Raw genomic sequence first — 19,072 nt, 5'->3', positions numbered from 1 at the left:
CGTGCTTGATCGGATTGTCCAACGGCGTTTCAAGCAGCCGGACCCAGGCCCGACCACACTTCCCCTGCTCAGCTTGCTCGGTGCAGCGGAGTCGGATTCTTTAGAAACTAAGAGGCGCAAGGGAGAGGTCAATGCTCTCCGCTGAGGGCCGCCGGGCTCTGCGGGACGCGCTGCGCTACTTGGAAGGGCCAGTGGGCGAAGAGGTCCAGATGGCGGTCCTGGCCGTCCATGAGGGCATCAAGCCGGGGGCGACGACGCTTGATCAGGTGACGTTCCTCAAGGGCAAGGCGGACGGGATGGCGGACCTGTGGGACCGCTTGCAGGAGTGGGCTCAGGACCCGGCGGAATAGCTTTTCGGGCGTGCCAGCCGAATTGCTCCTCAGATGAACCATGAGGGCACATGATGCTACCCGACGACAATCTCATGGACAGCGAGTTCGAGCCACAGACTCCAGAACTGGAAGTTGAACAGGAGGTTCCCGAGACTCCCGAAGTCCCGGAGACTCCCCCCGTTCAGCCCGCGCCCGACCCGTATAAGGCTGTGGCCGATCTGGCCGACCAGATGCGCCAGAACGCCGAGCTGCAACGCCAGCAGTTCGAGCGTGCGAACCAGCCCGCCCCGCCCCCGGCGTGGGTGGACCCGTACGACCGCCCCGAGAACACGGCCAAGCTGGACGACCTCGAGGACCGGGCCACCTATGACGCGCAGGCCCGCGCCGAGTTGCGCCAGTTCCGGCGGCAACTTGACCAGGAGAGCGAAAGCCACCGCTGGCAGCAACGCGAAGCCAACATCCGCGCCGAGTATCAGGCCGCCCAGCAGATCGGCCAAGTGGAACAGCAGTACCGGCAGGAAGGCCGGCAGCACGGCGACCTCGTGAGCGATGAGGCACTAGACGCTGTGGCGAACGAGGCCCTACAGGGTGCCGACGCCACAACCCGCGCCCGCGCGCTGGCCGATCCCGTCTTCCGCAACCTGCTGATCCGGGCGGCAGTGGGAACCCGCGTGCTCTCCGGTAAGGCTGCGCCGCCGAATGCTCCCGTACGTCCTGATGCACCGCCCGCCGTGCGCAGCGTGAGCCGAGGTGGCACCTCCAGCCTGCCCGCCAGCTCGCAGAACTGGAGCAACCCCGCCTGGGTCGAACAGGCCATGCAAGACGCCTGGAACAACCCCAGCAAGTACGGAGGTAAATGATGACCGCCCCTACCCCCCCGACCACTGCCAGCTTCCAGCGTGAACGCAACCCCTTCGGCAAGGGCGTGGCCGATGGCCGGAACAGCCAACTCTACGCACAGGCCCGCAAGGGCAGCGGCCGGACCTGCCTCTGGGCACGTCAAGGCGTAGGCGACGGCACCGTGGGCGACTACCGCGCGGACGGGTACAAACTCGTGGACCCCAAAGAAGTCGAGGTCATGGGGCGTGGTCAGTATTTCCCCCAGGAAAAAGACTTCGGCGTGTACATCGAGTTCGACAAGAAGGCCGACCGAGTACAGACCCTTGGGGGCATGACCCTCATGTGGGCACCGCAGGAACTCGTAGACGAGATTCACGCCGAGAACCGCAAGTTGGGCGAATCCTTCCGCCGCAAGGAGCAGCGCAAGATCAACCCCGACGCGGACGTGGACTTCACCACGGAAGTAACGACCACGCTGGAAAAGCTCGGCAACCTCTGAAAATCGCGTGCTAGACGGACAGGGCCAGTGACACAGACTGGCCCTGTAAACATTTCACCCTCTGGAGGACTGAAAACTTATGGCAACGCTCCCCATTAAGAGCATCCTGCAACACACCGAGTACAGCCAGCATCACGGCCTTCTGGGCAAGCAGGCCGCCGGCGCGTCCTTCAAGCTGGGCAACCTCATCAGCCCCGACGCGAACGGCGATTACGTCGAGACCGCTGTGGGCGCAGGTGCCGCTACTGCCCGCAACAAGCTGGCCGCGCAGGACAGCGGAATGCGCGTGGACCTGAAGATCCCGTACGTGGACCCGAACGGAACCATGATCTTCGAGGTCACGGCCACCGGTGCCGCCGCGACCGCCGCACTCATCAAGCCCGGCGTGACCTACGGCTTGGGCAAGGACGCCACGACCGGATTCCACACGGTGCTGCTGACCGACACGACCAACGCCGTGTTCCGCACGGTGGCTGTGAACGGGACGACTCTGGCGCGCGGCGCGGTCGGGGATACCAACGTGGGTCTGTTCGTTCAACTGCTCGCCCGTTAACGATTTGCACTTTATTTCGCGGAGGATTTGACACTTTATGGCAACCCCTGTCTGGACCACCGGCACACTGCCCGATCAGTTCAACGGCGACTTCAACAAGCGGTACTTCGACAAGCAGATCGAGTACCTGAAGGGACCGAACACCCTACTCAAGCGCCTCACCCGCGAGATTCCCACCACGCGCGGGTACTGGAAAGGCACCATCACCACCCTGCGCGGCAACTGGGGCGAAGTAGCCGAAGGCATCCAGGAAGCGCCCGTCGTCCGCCCCGAGAAGGTGCGCGACATGCAGGTGCCCATCAAGCTCGTCAAGGGCATCATGGCCGTCAGCCGTGAGCAGATGGAAGACGACGCCGCGAACGGGTACGGCTACGTGACCAGCCTCGCCCCGAAGTTCGCTGAGCGCGGGCCGAAGATGCTGGAACTCGACATCACCGACACGTTCATCAACACGGCGTTCACCCTGAACACCCTGCGCGATGTGCGCGACGGCGTACCCCTGCTGAGCACCGCCCACCCGGCGGGCCTGAGCGGGCTGAGCTACGGCAACACCCCGGCGACGGCGGTGGCCCTGAGTGAAACGGCCATCAGCCAGGCCATCAGCTACTTCCGCAGCGGCATCTACGATGACGGCGGCGACCTGCACCCCCTGCTGAACGTGACCGACTTCGATCTGTTCGTCCATCCAGACCTGGAAGCCTACGCGCATCAGCTCGTCAAGAGCTATGCCAGCGTGGCCGACAACAAGAACGAAGGCGTGATCAACCCGGTGGGGCCGCGTGGCCTGTTCAACATCAACGTGGTGCCGGTGCCGTTCCAGACCAACCGCCGCGCGTGGTTCATGCGCCCCACGGTGGGTCAGGCGGAAAGCGGCATGATCGTGCTGATGCGGACGGCCCCTGGTGCGCCTGAGAAGATTCAGCGCCAGAACCCGGACCAGTGGCAGTGGCAGGGCCGGATGCGGTACGGCCTGTTCGTCGAGGACCCCCGCTACTTCTACGGCTCGCCCGGCGTCTGAACTCTACGCGGGTGTGTGAACCACCCAATGCCCAGCCACCCTACGGGGTGGCTTTTTACTGTGCCAGCCGCATAAACTCCGTCCCCAACACTGGCACCATGAACCACGTCATCAGCAGGACGCATGGGTCGCGGGTGACGCTACCCGCCGCCACGCCTACGCGGCTCATCGGCACAGGCGCTGACCGTCCCCCCAGCACCCGCCTGACCGTGTTCGTGAACAACACCAGTGGTGCGCCCCTATTCCTAGGGGGGCCTGGCGCGAATGCTTCCACCGGGTACACGCTGGCCGCTGGCGCAACCCTCACGCTTGACGCCGCAGACGGACTCTGGGGGTACTCAACCGCAGGTGGGGGCGTGGACCTGCTGGAAGGCTTCTGATGCCCTCCGGTTCTGTCACCCCCCCGCCCACGCCCGCCGTCACCGGGCCGACTCACAACGTTCGCCCGGTGACGGCCAATACCACCACGTCAGAATCTGACGACGTGTTGATGGTGGATTGCTCTGGGGGAGCCATTACGATCACGCTGCATCCTGCCAGCACAGCCTCCGGTAAGGCGCTCACGATCAAGCGGGCCGACAAGAACAACCCCCCCGCCGTCATGACCATCAAGTCAGCGCCCGGCGACACCCTCCTGGAAGGCACGCCCAATATCACCATCAACACAGGAACGGTCAATTTCACCTTTCGGAACGACCGCAACAAGACGTGGTTTGCCACAGCGAACTACTGGCCTTATCAGGACAGCACGCCCGCCGCCGACGCGCCCGGCGGGGCCATCGGGGGCGGTATGGGTCAGCAGGTGATCGTCCTGGGCGACCATCAGCACCCCACCAGCGTTACCCCTATCGCACTGCGCAGCATCCTGACCACGCTTGCCATCGGGGTAGTGGACGCCGTACCCATCACCCGCGCTGGCACTTATGGCACCATCCTGCCGGGCAAGCTGGCCGTGGCTGGGGCCACCCAGACCATCGTGCAGATCCGGAAGAACGGCACCGTAGTCGCCACCGTCACCTACCCCGGCGGCAACGTCAACGGGACCGTGACCGGGTTCTCACCTGTGAGCGTGGTCCCCGGTGACGTGATGGACCTCAGCGTCACCGCCGCCGGGCTAGCCGCACTCGGCCTCAAGATCGGGCTGGACAAGTGAACCGGGCCGAACTGCGCATCCTGACCCGCCGCCTGCTGGCCGAAGCGGGCAGCGGAGCCTACACCGACGACACCTTCAACAACCAAATCAGCCGCAGCGCCCGCAGTCTCGCCGGGCAGCTCGGCCTGATCCAGCGCGACGTGACCGTCATCACCGACGCGGACGGCCGGCTGGCCGTGCCTGATCTGGTCAACGTGTCCGGCCGCATCCGGGTCGGGGGCCGCTACCTTGACTATCCGGTCATCAACTACGGCCAGATGTACGACATAGACCAGCGCGGCGCGGCGGCCAGTGGTGCCCCGCGCGGCCTGATCGTCGACGAGGGCGTGTTGGGGGCGGGCATCGTAGGGGTGTGGCCCTCCCCCGGTGCTGGGGTCGAGGTGGGCTTCCTGGCGTTCGTGGACGGCGGGGACCTGACAACGGACGCCAGCGTGCCCTGGGGCAACCGGTACGAGACGCACCACGACCTCATCGCGTACCACGCGGCCCACAGTCTCGGCGCGCAGGGCGGCAGCCGGAATGCGGGCGACCCGACGTGGTGGCAGCGGTATCAGCTCCGGCTCGAAGAACTGCGGGACCGGGGCAGTGCGGGTGTCCTGACGACTTCAACACGCATGGGCAGCGCCCTGGGGAGACGAACGAGATGGAACTGAACGGCAACAGCATCGCCCGCCCGACGACGAACGAGCCTCCCGCCCGGATGCCCGCCCCGCCCATGCAGCCCCAGCAGCCGCAGGGCCAGGGCGACCCGGCGCAACTTCTCCAGCTCCTGATGATGCTCCTCCCGCTACTCCAGCAGGGCGGGCAGGGCATGGGTGGGATGCCGGGCCAGCCACCTATGGGGATGGGTGGAATGCCGCAACCTGCCCAGCAGGCACCTATGGGGATGATGCCCCCGAGGCCCATGTGAAGGAACCCGCCATTGCCCAGATCGAGCAGGCAGCGGGGCTTAACACCTACGCGGCGCGGGGCAGTGTCCCGGCCCCGTTCGTCCTGCTGAATGCCCTGCTGCGGCCCGGCGGGTGGGCGTGCGCGCCCCAGGCCCGCAGCCTGCTCGCGGATGCCCTGTACGCCCTGTGGAGTGGCGAAGGCCAGTACCTGTACGCTCAGCGCGCCTCCGACCTCAAGGTCGTCTTGACCGGGGCGGACGGCGGCGCGCAGGTGCTTGACCTCCCCCCCTCAACTAGCCTCCGGGACGCCGTACTCCTGGCCCCTCGCCTGGTGCAGATCGACGAACAGACCTATCTGGCCGGTGACAAGGTGGTGTCGGTTCTCCCCAAAGTGACAGCATGGGGTGGGGCTGGCACGAAGCCCACTGGCCCGTACTACACACTCAGCGACACCAACCCGCAGGTGTACCGCATCGTTCCTATTCAGGGAATCAACCGGGTAGGGCCGCCGCATCCCTATGTCGTGCCCTTGACAATCAACACGCCGGGTGTGGCCGAGTTCCGGAACTTTCCCTATCACGTCGAGATTTACCGGAAGGTTGGGGAGCAGTTCATCCCGTACGTCACGAACTCGACAGGCACGCGCCTCATCAACCCCGACGACGCCCCCCTGCCCCTGACCGGTGGGGCCATTGACCAGGAGCAGATGACGGTGCGGGTCAGCATGGCCGAGTTCCACAACGGGCGGGTCTGGTACACGGCGAGCAACGTCACGACCAGCCAGAGCGCGGGCGAGTCCAGCACCTTGACCCCGCCCAGGAACCGCATCTACTTCTCTGATGTGGCCGGACAGTTCTCCGATACCGTTCTGCCGGCCTATGGCAGCGACTACTACTTTGACCTGCCCTTCCGGGTCAGCACCAGCATCACGGCCATCAAGTCGGTTGGCCGATACCTCTACGTGTTTGGGGAGCGTGAGCTATGGGTCATCAGCGGGAACGACGACCAGACCTGGCAACTCGAAAGTCTGGGCGACTCTATCGGCACCCTCGCCCCGCGCAGCGTGCAGGCCGTGCGTGGGGCCATGTTCTACTTGTCCGAAGGGAACGTGCTGGCCGTCTCCGGTGGGAACGTGCAGAACGTGGGGGATCCCATCCGGGACTTGCTGCGTGACCTGTCCCTCGCCAGCGTGACCGCGACGGTGGACTTCGAGCGGGAGCTGTACTTCATCACGGACGGCCGTCAGATTCTGACGTATCACCTGCTGGAACAGGGGTGGACCCAGCGGGAGATGACCGGCAGCAGTGAGCGGTTGTTGTACTTGGGCGGCGCACCCGCCACCATCGCGCAGCAGGGCGGCGACTACGCCGGCGTGTTCGTGTTCGACAGCCCCGACCTGCTGCCCATGACCCTCAAGGCGGGCCCGTTCGGGGTGGTGGGGTGGCGTCCTTCATGGCGCGGCGCAGCGGGCGCGGTGGACAGTGACGGGGAAGCCGTAACGACCTTCCAGGTGGACGGCGTGGACCTCACGATGGACTGGACTGCGGCCCCCACGCCGGGCGCCCCGCAGGCCCGCCCCGCACATGCCGGCGTGACACCCCACATGGTCAGCCTCGGCGCGAATACGGCCCTACTCCAGACCTTGACCGTGACCCTGACCCCGGCGACCGGCACGCGGCGCTGCGTACTGCGGCCACCCCTGGGCATCGTGGGGAGCGGAGGGAAGGAAGCATGGGCGTAGTCACCAAGCTCAAGCCGACCCGCGATCCTGAGCGGTTCCGGCTGGACAACCGCGCCGCAGAACGCAGGCTGGAGACGATCTTCAGCGACCTCCGGCGGATTGTGGATCTGAGCAACACCCTGGGCAGCCGGGCGGACGCGGCAGAGATGACCCTGGAAGCCCGGCCGAACAGCACCACCGGCACCGGTGACAAGGTGCTGCTGCTGGCCGGAAGCCGTCAGGTCAGAGGCAAGCGGGCGCAGGTCGTCGAGCCACCCTTTGCCCCGTTCGACGCCTGGACCATCCAGATCACGTTCGCGTCCCCCTTCCCTACCCCGCCGGTCGTGACCGTGACACCGATCATCAACGCGGACGAGGTGGTCACGGCGCGCGTACGGGATCTGACCGCCTCGGGATTCTTTGCCGTCCTGTCCTGTCCGGTGGCGCAGACCTCCATGCAGTTCGGGTGGCAGGCATGGGGGGATGCATGATCGAAGTCGCGCAACCACAAGCCGGGGAGGGGTGGGGGCACCTGATGACCACGCCTGAGTACAACGGCGGGGACACGCTGCCCCCTGAACTGGCCGGGCAGATGGACAGCCTGATGGCCCTCATGCCCGCCGACTCCTTCCTGGGCATCCGGCAGGACGGCACCCCATCGGCCCTGTTCCAGTTCCAGCGGTTCAGCCCCACAGAGCAGATGGTCCACTGGGCGAACGACGGGCGCGTACCGCTAGGGGTGAGTCTTGACGTGCTGACGGCCTACACGTCCAGCACGGCGCAGAGTGACCAGACCTTCCTGGCCTTCTGCCGGCGGCCTGCTCTGGTGCGCCTGCTGGCCTCCCGCGGGTGGACGTTGCGGAGTCATGAAGACGAGCCGTTTATGGCCCTGATGGTGTGCCAGCCGAAGAACTGAACCCGCGCAGGCTGGAACCATGCCCGCCATCTTGCCACTCGTTCCGCTGATTACTGGCGTCCTCGGTGCTGGGGCCGCCGCGTACTCCGGCTACCAATCCAACCAGGCCAACCAACGCACCCAGAACGCGATGGACGCCACCCAGCAGCGCCAGATGGGCGCGTACGATCAGGCCAACCAGCAAATTCCCGGTATGCAGGGCGTTGCCAACACGACCGCCCAGGCCGGTCAGGGGTTCCTGGCCGACCGTCAGGCCTTCGCTGATCTGAACGGGCAGTACGCCCCACTCATGGCGCAGATGCAGCGCCTCTACGGGCAGGACCCGACGAGTGAAGCGAGCGGCTATCTGCGAGCCCAGCTCGGCACGAACGGCGAGGCGGCCCGCCTGCGCCAGAACGCGACCGATGTACTGGGGGCCACGTCCACTGACGCGTACAACCGTCAGGCACAGCTTGCAGGCGACGATGCCCTAGGGCAACTGAGCAGCAGCCTTGCCGCGCGTGGTATCGCCAGCAGTGGGGCCAGCAGCCGTCTCGGAGCGAGCACCCTGGCCCGCTTGTACGCCGACGCCCAGGCGCGCGGGCAGCAGGACCGGCTGAGCGCCTACGGGATCAGCAACAACGCCTTGCAGGCGGCAGGCGGGATGCAGTCGAGCATCGCCAGTCAGCTCGGGCAGATGGGGCTGGCCGGTCAGCAGCAGCAGGCAGGCTTGCTGGGGCAGATGGGCAACCTGCTCGGCGCGCAGCAGCAGGGCATTCAGGCGCAGTCCGGGGCACTCGGCAACTACCTCGCCGCGCTCCAGCAGCAGTACGGCCAGCAGCAGGGGATTGCGAACCAGTACATGCAGCAGGGCAACGCTATGGGCGGCGTGTACGGCCAGCAGCAACAGCAGATCAACCCGAACCCTTACGGCGGGTTGGGCGCGGCCCTTGGCGGTATCGGGACGGCGGCCGGGAACCTGTTCCAGCAGCGGTACGCGGGCGGGCCTGGCACGGGCCTGACCGGTATTCCGACGCCCGGCATTGGGGTTAGTTACCCCCGAGGCGGAACCTATGGCGGCGTGAATCCCTTCCTCGCGCGGTACACCGGATGACCCGGCGCAGCTTGGGGCAGGAACTGGGCGAGGGCTCTGCCCTGTTCGTCCAGAACATCATCAACCGACAGGACCAAGTGCTCGCCCAGCAGCAGCAGCAGGAGGCTCTACGCCGGCAGGCTGAGCAGCAGGCCCTGGACAACGCCTACCGTCAGCAGCAGGCGGCCACGCAGCAGGCTCAGTTCGGGCAGACGTTCGGGTTGCAGCAGGAGCAGTTTGGGTTCAACCAGCAGCAGTGGCAGGACCAGCGCGGGGACGTGGCGATCAATCAGCAGCGCACGGCCAGCCTTGACGCTGCTGGACAGCGGGAGAACGAACTCCGCAACGGACTCGCCCCCAGCCGGAACAGTTTCCAGCAGGGGATCGACACCGATCTGGCCCGCTATGCCCCCACCCTCAAGGACGGGCGGCCGAATCCTCAGTACGACCCTGCCATGTTCGAGGCCACGCAGGGCCGGCAGAAGCAGGTCCAGAAGTTGTGGTCGAAGGTCATCGCCACGACCGGGACCGGCGAGGGGTACGACGCGGCCAAGCGCGAGTTCCTGAACTTCATCGGGGAGGGTGATGACGTGGCGCTGCCCCAGGCCACTGCGCCCATGCAGGGGCCACCCGCGCCGCAGGTCAGCGTGCCCGCCCCTATGGATATTTCCTTCCCCCCGGCGGCCACCAATGCCCCGGTGCAGGAACCGACTCAGCCCGCCCCCGTGCAGGCCGCCCCTATCCCTACCGCGGCGCGCGTGCAGGACATCCCCCCGTCCCAGCTCGCGTCATTTTCTGACGACGATCTACAAGCCCGCTATGGCCGGGGTGGGGTCGAGTACGCCCGCGCGGCCCGCGCCGAGTACGCGGCACGCCTGGAAGCTCAGCAGGCGGCGGCCCTCAAGGTCAGGACGGAGGGCTGGAAGATTCAACTTGACGAACTGGCGAAGCGCACCGACCTCACCGGAGATCAGCGCCTCTCCATGCTGACCATTACCAACCTGCTCGCCCGGCCCACGTTGACCGACGAGGAGGCCCAGACCCTCACGGCCGCCTTTACCAGCCTCACGCCGAAGCTGTACGACAGCACGAGTTGGCAGAAGGTGCTGGACACGAAAGACCCGGCCATCATCCTGGCCCAGTTGCCCGTCTACCAGAAGTTCGCACCCGGCGTGGTGCAGGGGTTCGACGCCTCGGGACTTCAGACCTCTCTGGCCGCCGACCTGGACTCTCAAGCCGCGACGGCCGCCGCCAGCCGCGCCTCTGCCCTGAACAGCGAGGCGAACGCAAACGCGACCAATGAGAAGTTGCCCGGCGAGCTGGCCCAGCAGGGCGCCACCCTGGCAAGCACGCAGGCGGGCACGGCCCAGACCCAGGCCCAGACCGTCCAGACGCAGGCGACGACCCAGAAGACCCGCGCCGAGACAGGCCAGATCGGCGTCGAGGTAGACGTAGCCAAGCAGAAGGCGGGCCTTGAGGGCATTGACCTGCTCGCCAGCCTGCCCGCTGACCTGAGCTATGCCCAGGTGGCCCAGAGCAACCCCGGACTGGTGGCCCGCATCAAGAATCAGTTGGGCCTGAACGATCAGGGGATGCTGAACCTACTCCGGCAGGCGCAGTACAAGTACGGGCTAGGGTTGCGGGGCGAGGAACTGAAGAACGATCTGGCCGGCGCGCAGATCACGAACACCGAGTCCGACACCCTCAGCCAGAACGCCCAGCGCGGGCTGACCATTGCTCAGACTGCCGGGGAACTGGCCGACACCACGCGGACCCAGAGTCTGCTGCCCGGTGAGGTCCGGCAACAGGGGGCGCAGACCACCGCCACGCTGTCACAGGCGGGGGCCAGTGACGCCTCTGCCGCCGCGAGCCGGGCCGCCGCCAACCGCAGCGCGACCCTGCTGCCCATCGACGCCGCCCAGGGGCAGGCCAACGTGCTCAACACGACCGCCCGCACCGGCCTGACCACTGCCCAGACCGCGAACGCATGGGCGAACACCGGGCAGGTGGCCGAGCAGATCAAGAACGACCGCGCCCGCACCGCCGCCTACGTCAGCAGCGCGAAAGGCCAGTACGCCGTGAACATGGCGACGGTCCAGAACCTCACGGCCACCACCGCCCTCAAGCGGGCCAGCAACCCGAACGACCCCCTCTACAACCCGGTGGTGGCCGCGAGCAAGCCGGGCGACCCCATCGACAAGCTGAAGAAGCAGGCGGGCGTCTACTACACGCAGGCCGATCAGGCGCTCAAACAGGCCAACAGCCTACAGACCCAGATCGACAGTCTGACGAAACAGGGCACAGGGATCACCGGGGCGTTCGACAAGACCCGACTGCCGCCGGCCGAGCAGACCAAGTTGAACAACCTGATCAAGCAGCGGGACAACCTGATGGACATTGCCATCAACCGCCGCGCCTCGGGTGACAAGGTGGTCACGGACGGTATGAGTGGGGCAGGGGCGGCCACCAAGGGCAGCGTCATTGACTCCATCGGCACCCCCGGAACCGATCTCATCAAAGCCGGGTTCACTCGTGACGCCGTGTTCAACCCGCCCAACATGTCCTATTGCAGTCGGTTCGTACGGCAGGCCATTGCAAAGGACATGGGAGTAGACCCGTACGGCAAGCAGTTCAACCAGTATTTCGGCCCTACTGCTGGAGATACCCTCGCACGCTTCCGCAAAAATGGCGCCCTGACCGCTACCGACATGACCCCACAGGCCGCAATGGCGCGTGTGGGAGAACTTCAGCGAGGCGACCCGGTGTTCCTGTACTACGGCAATGTCAAGACCGATCACCTTGGGGTCTATGACGGGAATGGCGGGATCATTCAGAACAGCAGCAAGGGATTTCAAGGGCAGACCATCCAAGGCGACGTCAACCGGATGGGCATAGAGGAATACCTGACCCGGGCGGGCAGTGGGGCGACGGTCAGCTTTGGACGCTTCCCCGGAAATACCAAGCAGGAGACAGGAGGCAACGCTGGGGCAAACACGCCCCCCCAGCCCGCCGCGTTCAAGCCGAACACCGGCCTTGAGGCCAACCTGACCCGCGCCTTCCAAACGGCGAACCGCAGCCAATTGGACGCCGTAGATGCACAGATGGTCAAGGCAGGCTATAGCCGTGAGCAGATCGACGCCGTGATTGCGAAGGCGCGCAAATGACGCGCGCCTCTGACCGCTACCTGCCCAGCACGCCCGCCGCACCCGCCGGCCGGGCAAGTGACCGCTACTTACCCGCCTCCCCTGCCATTGGGGCGGATACGCCCTACAGCAGCCCGAACGCCGCCCTCAACACGGCCCGCCTGTACCAGACCGCCGTCGAGAAGTGGCGGGCGGGCAAGAGCCTGACGAACGAGGAGGCCGCCGCGCTGGCCGACATGCAGGCCAGCACCCGCGCGCTGGACAAGGTGGGCGTGGCCCTCCAACCCTTCCAGGTCCTGAGCGATCTGACGAAAGGCGTCATCGGGGAAGTACGCGGGCAAGGCGGGTCAGCCCAGCGCGGCGCACAGGCGGCCGCTGGACACGTCACCTACGGGCTGGCCGAGTATCTGCCCGGCTGGGCCGGCGCGCGCGCGCGTGGGGTCACTGGGGCCGAACTACTCAAGGGGACCAAGTACGAGGGCAACGAGAGCGTGGCACTGGCCGTCGAACTACTGGCCGACCCCAGCGTCCTGCTCACCGGTGCTGGGGTGATTGCCAAGGGCGCGGCCACCGCCGGGCGGCTGGCGAAGGTCGAGACGTTTGCCAGGACCGCCGAAGGGTCAGCTGCTATCCGGGACGCCCTCAAGCTGGCGAACACGCGCGGCGACGCCCTGATCCGGGCAGGCGACGAGATCACCGGCGTACCCGCAGCCGTGCGCAGCGCCGCCGGGAGCCGCCCCGTGCAGGCAGCCAGGACGCGACTTGCCCAACTGGCCGACCGCCAACTGCCCGGCGAGAACGCTCTGGCGAACGCGGTGCGGCGCGAGGGGGGCGGCACGGTCGGGGATGCCTTCCTGACCCCCGACCAGAAAGCCAGCATCTACACGCCGGAGCAGTTGGCCCGCGACGAGTTCCGCAACACGACCCGCTTGGGCGTGGACGACCTAGGGCAAGCCATCAAGGCCGACGCCATCGGGGACGCCAAGTACCTGACGGATATCACCAAAGGCCTGTCAAAATCTGACGCCGCCGAGGTCAACCGCCTGTTGGGCGTGTTCACGACCGCCACGAAACCCGAGATTGCCGCCGAGGCTCTGCGGAAGCTCGGCACGTTGGGCACCCGTGTAGGCCGTGATCTGGAAGGGCCGTTCGTGGCCGCCGTGAAGGCCAGCGACCGCGTGAGCCAGGTCAACCTGGGGGAGAACCTGGCCGCGCGTGGGCTGCCCGCTATCGTCAATCCCGAGGTCACGAAGGCTGTTCAGGAGGCCCAGACCGGCGCGGACCTTGTGGCCCAGACCGGCAAGTACACGTCGAAAGACGGCAGGCCGCGCGGGATTCTGATGAATCAGTACGTGGGGCGCAACGACCCCACGGCCGTCATCGCCCGCCTGATGGACGGCCCGGAGATTCCCGCTCTGGCGAAGGTGGACGAGGCGACGGCGGCCCCGGCACTGACGGCCAGCGTGCAGGACGTGCCGCTGCCCGCCCGCCCCATTGAGCCGGTGGGTACGCCCGGACGCAGTGAACTGCCCCAGAACGCTCCGGAAGTGGCGGCGCGCGTGGAGATTCCCACTCCCACAGCGGCGACCCCTGACGCCCCGACCTACACCCCTCAGCAGGTCCTAGACAACCTGTTCGGGGATAACCCCGTCATTCCCGCCCGCGCCGCTGATCTAGCCCCAGACGCCGCCCGCCTCAACACGCCGCCGGCCGAGACCACCCCAGCCCCCATCAGAGAGCCCGAGGTCATCCCGCCCGCCCGTGATCCGGTGGACCCCGCCCCCGTACCCGCCGCCGCAGTGGTCGAAGCGGAACCGGTCAGGGTGGAACCGCCAACCACACCAGCGCAGGCCGTCACAGAACCGACCCCCCCTCCAACTGACGCAGGCCCGGCCCCCATCCTGACCGCAGAGGCCGCCCCTGTCCCTGTCGCCAAGACCCCGCAGAGTGTTCTGGAAAGCGTCCTCTCCCCTACCTCTGACCCCTACGTTGCCCTGCCTAGTCCGGCCATCACCCGCACGCAGCAGGCCGACCTGACGCCCATCGCCTTCCCGGCCGCACCCGCCGAACGCATGGTCCTGCGCGACGTGCCCACCACCTACCGCACGGTAGAAGTGGACGCCAACGCCCTCGACTGGGGCAGCCTGCCCGACAACGCCACCCGCCGCGCAGTCCTGAACAGCATCCCCGGTGCGGGAAATGCCACCTTCGCGCGTGACACCAGCGGGGCACTCCGCATTGACCGCCCCAACCTGACCATCCCCCTCGGCCACCCGACCATCAGTCACTACTTCCCCGATGAGGAAGTGCTGGCCGCCGGGCGCACCGGAACCGAGATCGGAGAGCGCGTCATCACCCGAAAGGAGATGGTGCCGGACTGGTTCAACCCCCGCGAGGGCACCACCCTGGAGTTCCAGCGCGGCCAGTGGGAACAGGTGGTCAAGGACGCCAACGACTCGGCGTTCCGGAACGACTTCGGAGAAATCCAGAACCTGCACGAACGGTACGACGACACCGCGTGGACCATCGGGGACGCCTACGCCAGTTACGACCGCTTGGTCAAGCCTGACCGGATCATCTCCCGCGCCGCTGCGAACGACTACGCCGGTCGCGTCAAAGCACTCACCGGCACCCCGCCGACGAAGGGCGAGGTGTTCCAATACCGGTTGGCCCTGGCCCGCTACCGCCGCGCCGAGAACCTGCGGAACCTTGACGGCCCGGCCGTGGCAACGCATCTCAGGAACTTCTACGAAGCCAACCCGGAAGCCACCCTGTTCGAGGGCGTGCTGAACGCGGCCAAGGAGTTCGGGCTGGGGCGTGAGGGCGCCAAGCATCTCCAGCAGGTACTGCGCCAGTCGGAGTCCGGCTTTGAGCGCCGCCTGTCCACGCTCGAGCGCAAGGAGTTCGCTCAGTACCTGCTGGGCAAGGACGCCACGCGGCAGGGCAAGCCCGGCGGGACGCTCCTGGGTCGCCTCACGCGCAACCCGGAGACGGTGAGTGAGGAGTTCCAGCAGGTGTTCGCCCAGGACGTGAACGCCCTCCGGTTGCTTGACGAGCAGGTCCGCACCCGCACCGCCGCCATTGTCCGGGCCGAGACGTTCACCCGGTACAAGGCCTACTTGCAGGACACCGGCCAACTCATCACCCAGAAGAAGTTGCGGGAGTTGCAGTTAACCCCTGTCAGCCGCCTCACCCCCGACCAACTGGAGATGAGGAACAACGCCGCGAACGCCGTCAGCAAGCCGGGCGCGAACGCGGGCTGGAAGATCATGGACCGGAACGTCGAGGGGTACTTCGAGAAGGGCGACGTGGTGCCCTGGTGGGCGTACTTTGACCTGTTCGGGGCGGGCAGCGTGGACGACGCGGCAGTGGGGGCAGCGACCTTGCAGCGGGGCGGGCTGGGCGTCTATGACCGCCTGTGGTCAAGCATGAACGCGCAGCTTCTGGGCAGCCCCTCGAGCATCGTCAACGACCAGATTGGGCAGTTTTTGCAGATGGCGATGTGGGGCGTGACGCCGGACGCGATGGTCGAAGGGATCATCCGCCGGGCAACGGCGAGCCCGGAGCAACTGAAGGTCATGCGGGAGAGCGGGATTCAGAGCGCGAAACTCGAGAGCAACATCGGCGCGAACCGCGAGGCCCTGACCCGGCTGGCCTCCCGCATCGATGGGGACACCGACATGTCCCGCATGGAACGGGTCGTGGACGGCGTGCTCCGGTTCCGCGAGCGCGGGACGGGGCTCAACCCGCAAGCCATGACCGGGGCGGCCGGCGTGGCTGCTGACGTGGCGCACCTGGGAAGCGGCTACCTGTTCCAGTTCCGAAGCATGGTCAGCGACCTACAGCGGGAGAGCCTGTACTTCCACCGTATCGCCCTGGGGGACAACCCGAAGGCGGCGGCGGCCTACACGAACAACGTCATGTTGGACATGCGGCTGGTCCCGGCCTATGCCCGCGTGGTGCGGCGGTACTGGCCGTTCTTCAACTGGATTGCGATGAGCGGGCCCCGGTCTATCGTGACGGTCCTCCGCAAACCCGGCATTGCCGCTGCGTACCACCGCGTTGCGCCGGCCAGCGATAACCCGAACGACCCGGCCGACAACACGCGCCGCCTGCTGGCCCGCGATGGGGGGTACATCAACCTCGGGGCCGACGAGCGCAGCGGGGCCCGCCTCTACCTTGATCCCCGCAACTGGGATCCGACCAACACTCTCCCCCAACTGCTTGACTGGTCCGGGACGAAGGTGGGCGCGGTGGGCCTGCCCTGGTACGCCAACTTGGCCGTGACCCTCCAGTGGGGGCAGGACCGCTTTGGTCGCAACATCTATGACAGCGTGCTCAACGGGGGTAAGGGTGGGTTCGTGGAGGCCTACGCCCTTGACCCGCGGCGGACCATGATGATTGCGGCGCAGACCTTCCACCAGCAATTCAACCCGAGCTACGCGCCGGGGAGCAGCCGGGCGCAGGCATTCGTCCGCTCAGTCCTCGCCGCGGCCCAGTTGCCCAACGATGGCAGCAAGGACATTACGTTGGCGAAGACGCTGGCCGACACGCCGCAGGGCCGGGCCTACCTGCTCTACATGCAGAACGGTAGCTTTGCCGCGCTTGACCGGGAACTCAAGGGCACGCGGGAGAGCGAGTACAGCGAGGCCCCGCCGAGCATGGCCCGGACTGCCCTGAACTATCTCCTCCCCATCCGGGCTGTGAACGCCGACCAGCGGGTGCAGGGGACGGCACTCCAAGCCCTGTCGGTGGGGCAGCTCAGCTATCAGAACTGGCTGGCTGGGCAGAAGAAGGAGTACGAGCAGATGGAGGCCGGCGGGGCGAGTCCGGCGGAACTGCGGGCGAAGGAAGGACGGATCGAGCAGGAGGCCGAGCGGCGGATTCAGAAGCTGGATTACCTGGACCGCGTGACGCGCTGATGAAGGGACGGTGGGGTTGGGGGCGTGCTACCCCCCGAATACCCCCACCGCAGACTGACCCTATGACCGCCCACCCTGTGCCAGCCCGCCATGTCACCGGCGTCAGCCTGTGCACATGGATCAGACCTCACTCAATGGCCGGGTGTAGCCGTGAAGAACCTCAACGACCCTCTGGTCCTCATCACCTGGATTTTCGGACTGATGAACCTCATCGTCATCGCCCGCTACGCCATCACTGGGGAAACCCACATGGGCATCATCGGCTTTCTCGGCACCACGTTCGGCGCTCTGTTCCTCACCATCCGCGCCAGGGACGCCCGGCGCAAGGTCGAGGAAGATCTGGCAAAGGAGGCACCCGCACATGAGCAGCCCTGACCTCACTGACATCCTCGCCCTCCTGATGACCCTCGGGTTTTTCGCCGGGGCAGGATCACTCTGCGTCCAGACCTACCTGCTCTTCCGAGACATGCAGCCACCCCACGCCGCCCGGTGGACCCTGACCGGCATCGTATTCGTCGGCTTCCTGATCTACCTGGCAACTGTCGCCGGGGACTACCCCTCTGTCATGGCCGCGTTGACCAACCAGGAGCAGGACGCGAGCTGGGGCACGGTGTGGCGTGGATTCTCCGGGGCGCTGATCTTGTGGGCGGCGGTGGCCGTCCTGCACACGGCGTACCGGCACATTCTCTTGCTCCAGGGCAGGCTAGCGGTGCGCCTGTGAACATCGAGCAACGCCCCGCCCACACCGGCAACTACACCGCCGGACGCACCGCCCCCATAGACCGCGTAGTCATCCATGTAGCCGATGGCAGCTACGCCGGCACCCTCGCCTGGTTCGCAGACCCCAAGTGCGACACCTCAGCCCATTACACCATCGCCGCTGACGGCCGGGTGGGGCAGTCCGTCAACGAGCGCGCGACCGCCTGGCACTCCGGGGACTGGGCCATGAACTGCCGCAGTGTCGGCATTGAGCACGAGGGCCGTCAGAATTTGACGAACCCCTGGCAGCCCAGCGCGTCGCAGCTCGAAGCCAGCGCGCAACTGGTGGCCGACATCTGCCGCCGGTGGAGCATCCCTGTGGACCGGGCGCACATCATCGGCCACAACGAGGTCAACCCTGACCGGGCGGCCCGGAAGAACTGTCCCGGCACCGGCTGGCCGTGGGCGGCGTTCATCGAGCGCGTGCGCGCTCTGACGAATGCGGACGTGCCGGCCCACCTGCCCAGTGTGAAGGATGACCGGACCCTGCGCCTGTTCAACCCGGAGACGAATCTACAGATCGGGACCGTGACCCTGATCGGGGGGACGGACAAGGCGTACATCCCGCCGGATGTGCTGGCTTCCTTGCGCAAGTAGGCGTGCCAGCCTGTCCGCCCCCTGAGCGCACCATCAAACCCGGAGGTACACCCATGAACGGAATCCCCCCCTTCCTCTCCAAACTGCTTTCTAAGGCCGCCCTCGCCAAAGCCATCGAACTCATCAAGCAGCAGCCCACCGCAGCCACCCCCGAGGACGGCACCGCCAACCACGCCACCGTCGCAGCGGGCGTGCTGGCATTCGTCGAAGCCCTGGACGACAAGGTCGAGCTGATCCCCTTCGCCGGGCCGATCCTGAAAGCGTTGGTGGACTCGCCCGAGGTGGACCGGCTGGAGAAGCTTTTGGTCGATTACGTGGTGGAGCAGGCGTACCAAGTTCTCAAGCTGGGAGGCACGAAATGAAACGAGTCGAGATCGCCGGAGACGGCAAGACCCGCACCTACACCCTGACCGACGACCAGTACCAAGCGCTCACCACTGCCCAGAATCAGCAGGATGCCGCGTTCCTCCTGGAGTTCAAGAATGCTGAGGGCGAGGTCACGAAGAAGGTCGTTCTCAACACCCGTCAGATTCTGGCCCTCGAGATCACGGACGCGCCGGAGCCGAAGGCCGAGGAGCCCGAAGCGGCGGCCGAGGACGAGAAGGCCACCACCCGCAAGACGACCAGCAAGACCTAGGGTTACTGAAAAAGGGCGACG

The 19,072-nt window shown here is 66.5% G+C and carries 20 protein-coding genes; all 20 read left to right on the top strand.

The window, feature by feature from the left end; genetic code table 11:
• The first annotated feature begins 131 nt into the window (after positions 1–131).
• Positions 132–350 carry a hypothetical protein gene (locus ASF71_RS11710; protein WP_056299965.1) on the top strand — a complete coding sequence of 73 codons (219 nt, stop codon included), beginning with the start codon at positions 132–134 and terminating at the stop codon, positions 348–350.
• A gap of 50 nt (positions 351–400) precedes the next feature.
• A complete protein-coding gene (locus tag ASF71_RS11705) occupies positions 401–1,192 on the top strand; it encodes a hypothetical protein (protein WP_056299962.1) in 792 nt (263 codons plus the stop codon).
• Entirely contained in the window at positions 1,192–1,671 is a 480-nt protein-coding gene (locus ASF71_RS11700) for a hypothetical protein (RefSeq protein WP_056299959.1), read from the top strand. Before ASF71_RS11705 ends, ASF71_RS11700 begins: the two co-directional genes overlap by 1 nt.
• A 79-nt stretch (positions 1,672–1,750) precedes the next feature.
• Positions 1,751–2,224, top strand: coding sequence for a hypothetical protein (locus ASF71_RS11695; protein ID WP_056299955.1), 474 nt, complete (start codon positions 1,751–1,753; stop codon positions 2,222–2,224).
• Between the two features lie 37 nt (positions 2,225–2,261).
• A complete protein-coding gene (locus ASF71_RS11690) occupies positions 2,262–3,242 on the top strand; it encodes a hypothetical protein (RefSeq protein ID WP_056299953.1) in 981 nt (326 codons plus the stop codon).
• A 98-nt stretch (positions 3,243–3,340) separates the two neighbouring features.
• Positions 3,341–3,622 carry a hypothetical protein gene (locus ASF71_RS23720; protein WP_156372748.1) on the top strand — a complete coding sequence of 94 codons (282 nt, stop codon included), beginning with the start codon at positions 3,341–3,343 and terminating at the stop codon, positions 3,620–3,622.
• Positions 3,622–4,395 carry a hypothetical protein gene (locus tag ASF71_RS11685; RefSeq protein WP_156372747.1) on the top strand — a complete coding sequence of 258 codons (774 nt, stop codon included), beginning with the start codon at positions 3,622–3,624 and terminating at the stop codon, positions 4,393–4,395. The genes ASF71_RS23720 and ASF71_RS11685 overlap by 1 nt, the downstream gene beginning before the upstream one ends.
• On the top strand, positions 4,392–5,048 hold the full coding sequence (locus ASF71_RS11680) for a hypothetical protein (protein WP_056299947.1): 657 nt from the start codon (positions 4,392–4,394) through the stop codon (positions 5,046–5,048). Before ASF71_RS11685 ends, ASF71_RS11680 begins: the two co-directional genes overlap by 4 nt.
• Positions 5,039–5,305 carry a hypothetical protein gene (locus ASF71_RS11675; RefSeq protein WP_056299943.1) on the top strand — a complete coding sequence of 89 codons (267 nt, stop codon included), beginning with the start codon at positions 5,039–5,041 and terminating at the stop codon, positions 5,303–5,305. Before ASF71_RS11680 ends, ASF71_RS11675 begins: the two co-directional genes overlap by 10 nt.
• Positions 5,302–7,026 carry a hypothetical protein gene (locus ASF71_RS11670; RefSeq protein WP_056299940.1) on the top strand — a complete coding sequence of 575 codons (1,725 nt, stop codon included), beginning with the start codon at positions 5,302–5,304 and terminating at the stop codon, positions 7,024–7,026. The genes ASF71_RS11675 and ASF71_RS11670 overlap by 4 nt, the downstream gene beginning before the upstream one ends.
• Positions 7,017–7,496 carry a hypothetical protein gene (locus tag ASF71_RS11665; protein ID WP_056299936.1) on the top strand — a complete coding sequence of 160 codons (480 nt, stop codon included), beginning with the start codon at positions 7,017–7,019 and terminating at the stop codon, positions 7,494–7,496. Before ASF71_RS11670 ends, ASF71_RS11665 begins: the two co-directional genes overlap by 10 nt.
• A gap of 44 nt (positions 7,497–7,540) precedes the next feature.
• The gene (locus tag ASF71_RS11660; protein ID WP_156372746.1) at positions 7,541–7,921 is read left to right on the top strand and encodes a hypothetical protein; all 381 of its coding nucleotides are present in this window, start codon (positions 7,541–7,543) and stop codon (positions 7,919–7,921) included.
• Positions 7,922–7,940: 19 nt separating this feature from the next.
• The gene (locus ASF71_RS11655) at positions 7,941–9,014 is read left to right on the top strand and encodes a hypothetical protein (protein ID WP_056299929.1); all 1,074 of its coding nucleotides are present in this window, start codon (positions 7,941–7,943) and stop codon (positions 9,012–9,014) included.
• Positions 9,011–12,157: a hypothetical protein gene (locus ASF71_RS11650; RefSeq protein WP_056299925.1), complete on the top strand. Its 3,147-nt coding sequence runs from the start codon at positions 9,011–9,013 to the stop codon at positions 12,155–12,157. The genes ASF71_RS11655 and ASF71_RS11650 overlap by 4 nt, the downstream gene beginning before the upstream one ends.
• Positions 12,154–17,058 (top strand): hypothetical protein, encoded by a 4,905-nt coding sequence (locus ASF71_RS11645; protein ID WP_056299922.1) that lies wholly within the window; start codon positions 12,154–12,156, stop codon positions 17,056–17,058. The genes ASF71_RS11650 and ASF71_RS11645 overlap by 4 nt, the downstream gene beginning before the upstream one ends.
• A 150-nt stretch (positions 17,059–17,208) precedes the next feature.
• A complete protein-coding gene (locus ASF71_RS11640) occupies positions 17,209–17,433 on the top strand; it encodes a hypothetical protein (protein WP_056299918.1) in 225 nt (74 codons plus the stop codon).
• Positions 17,420–17,779, top strand: a complete 360-nt coding sequence (locus ASF71_RS11635; RefSeq protein ID WP_056299915.1) for a hypothetical protein — start codon at positions 17,420–17,422, stop codon at positions 17,777–17,779. The genes ASF71_RS11640 and ASF71_RS11635 overlap by 14 nt, the downstream gene beginning before the upstream one ends.
• Positions 17,776–18,414, top strand: a complete 639-nt coding sequence (locus tag ASF71_RS11630) for an N-acetylmuramoyl-L-alanine amidase (protein ID WP_056299912.1) — start codon at positions 17,776–17,778, stop codon at positions 18,412–18,414. The genes ASF71_RS11635 and ASF71_RS11630 overlap by 4 nt, the downstream gene beginning before the upstream one ends.
• Positions 18,415–18,467: 53 nt before the next feature.
• The gene (locus ASF71_RS11625; protein WP_056299910.1) at positions 18,468–18,776 is read left to right on the top strand and encodes a hypothetical protein; all 309 of its coding nucleotides are present in this window, start codon (positions 18,468–18,470) and stop codon (positions 18,774–18,776) included.
• The gene (locus ASF71_RS11620; RefSeq protein ID WP_056299906.1) at positions 18,773–19,051 is read left to right on the top strand and encodes a hypothetical protein; all 279 of its coding nucleotides are present in this window, start codon (positions 18,773–18,775) and stop codon (positions 19,049–19,051) included. Before ASF71_RS11625 ends, ASF71_RS11620 begins: the two co-directional genes overlap by 4 nt.
• Positions 19,052–19,072: the final 21 nt, after the last annotated feature.

The organism is Deinococcus sp. Leaf326 (assembly GCF_001424185.1).
GTDB lineage: Bacteria > Deinococcota > Deinococci > Deinococcales > Deinococcaceae > Deinococcus.
The sequence above is the reverse complement of the archived record's forward strand: the minus strand, read 5'-3'. Positions and strand labels throughout refer to the sequence as shown.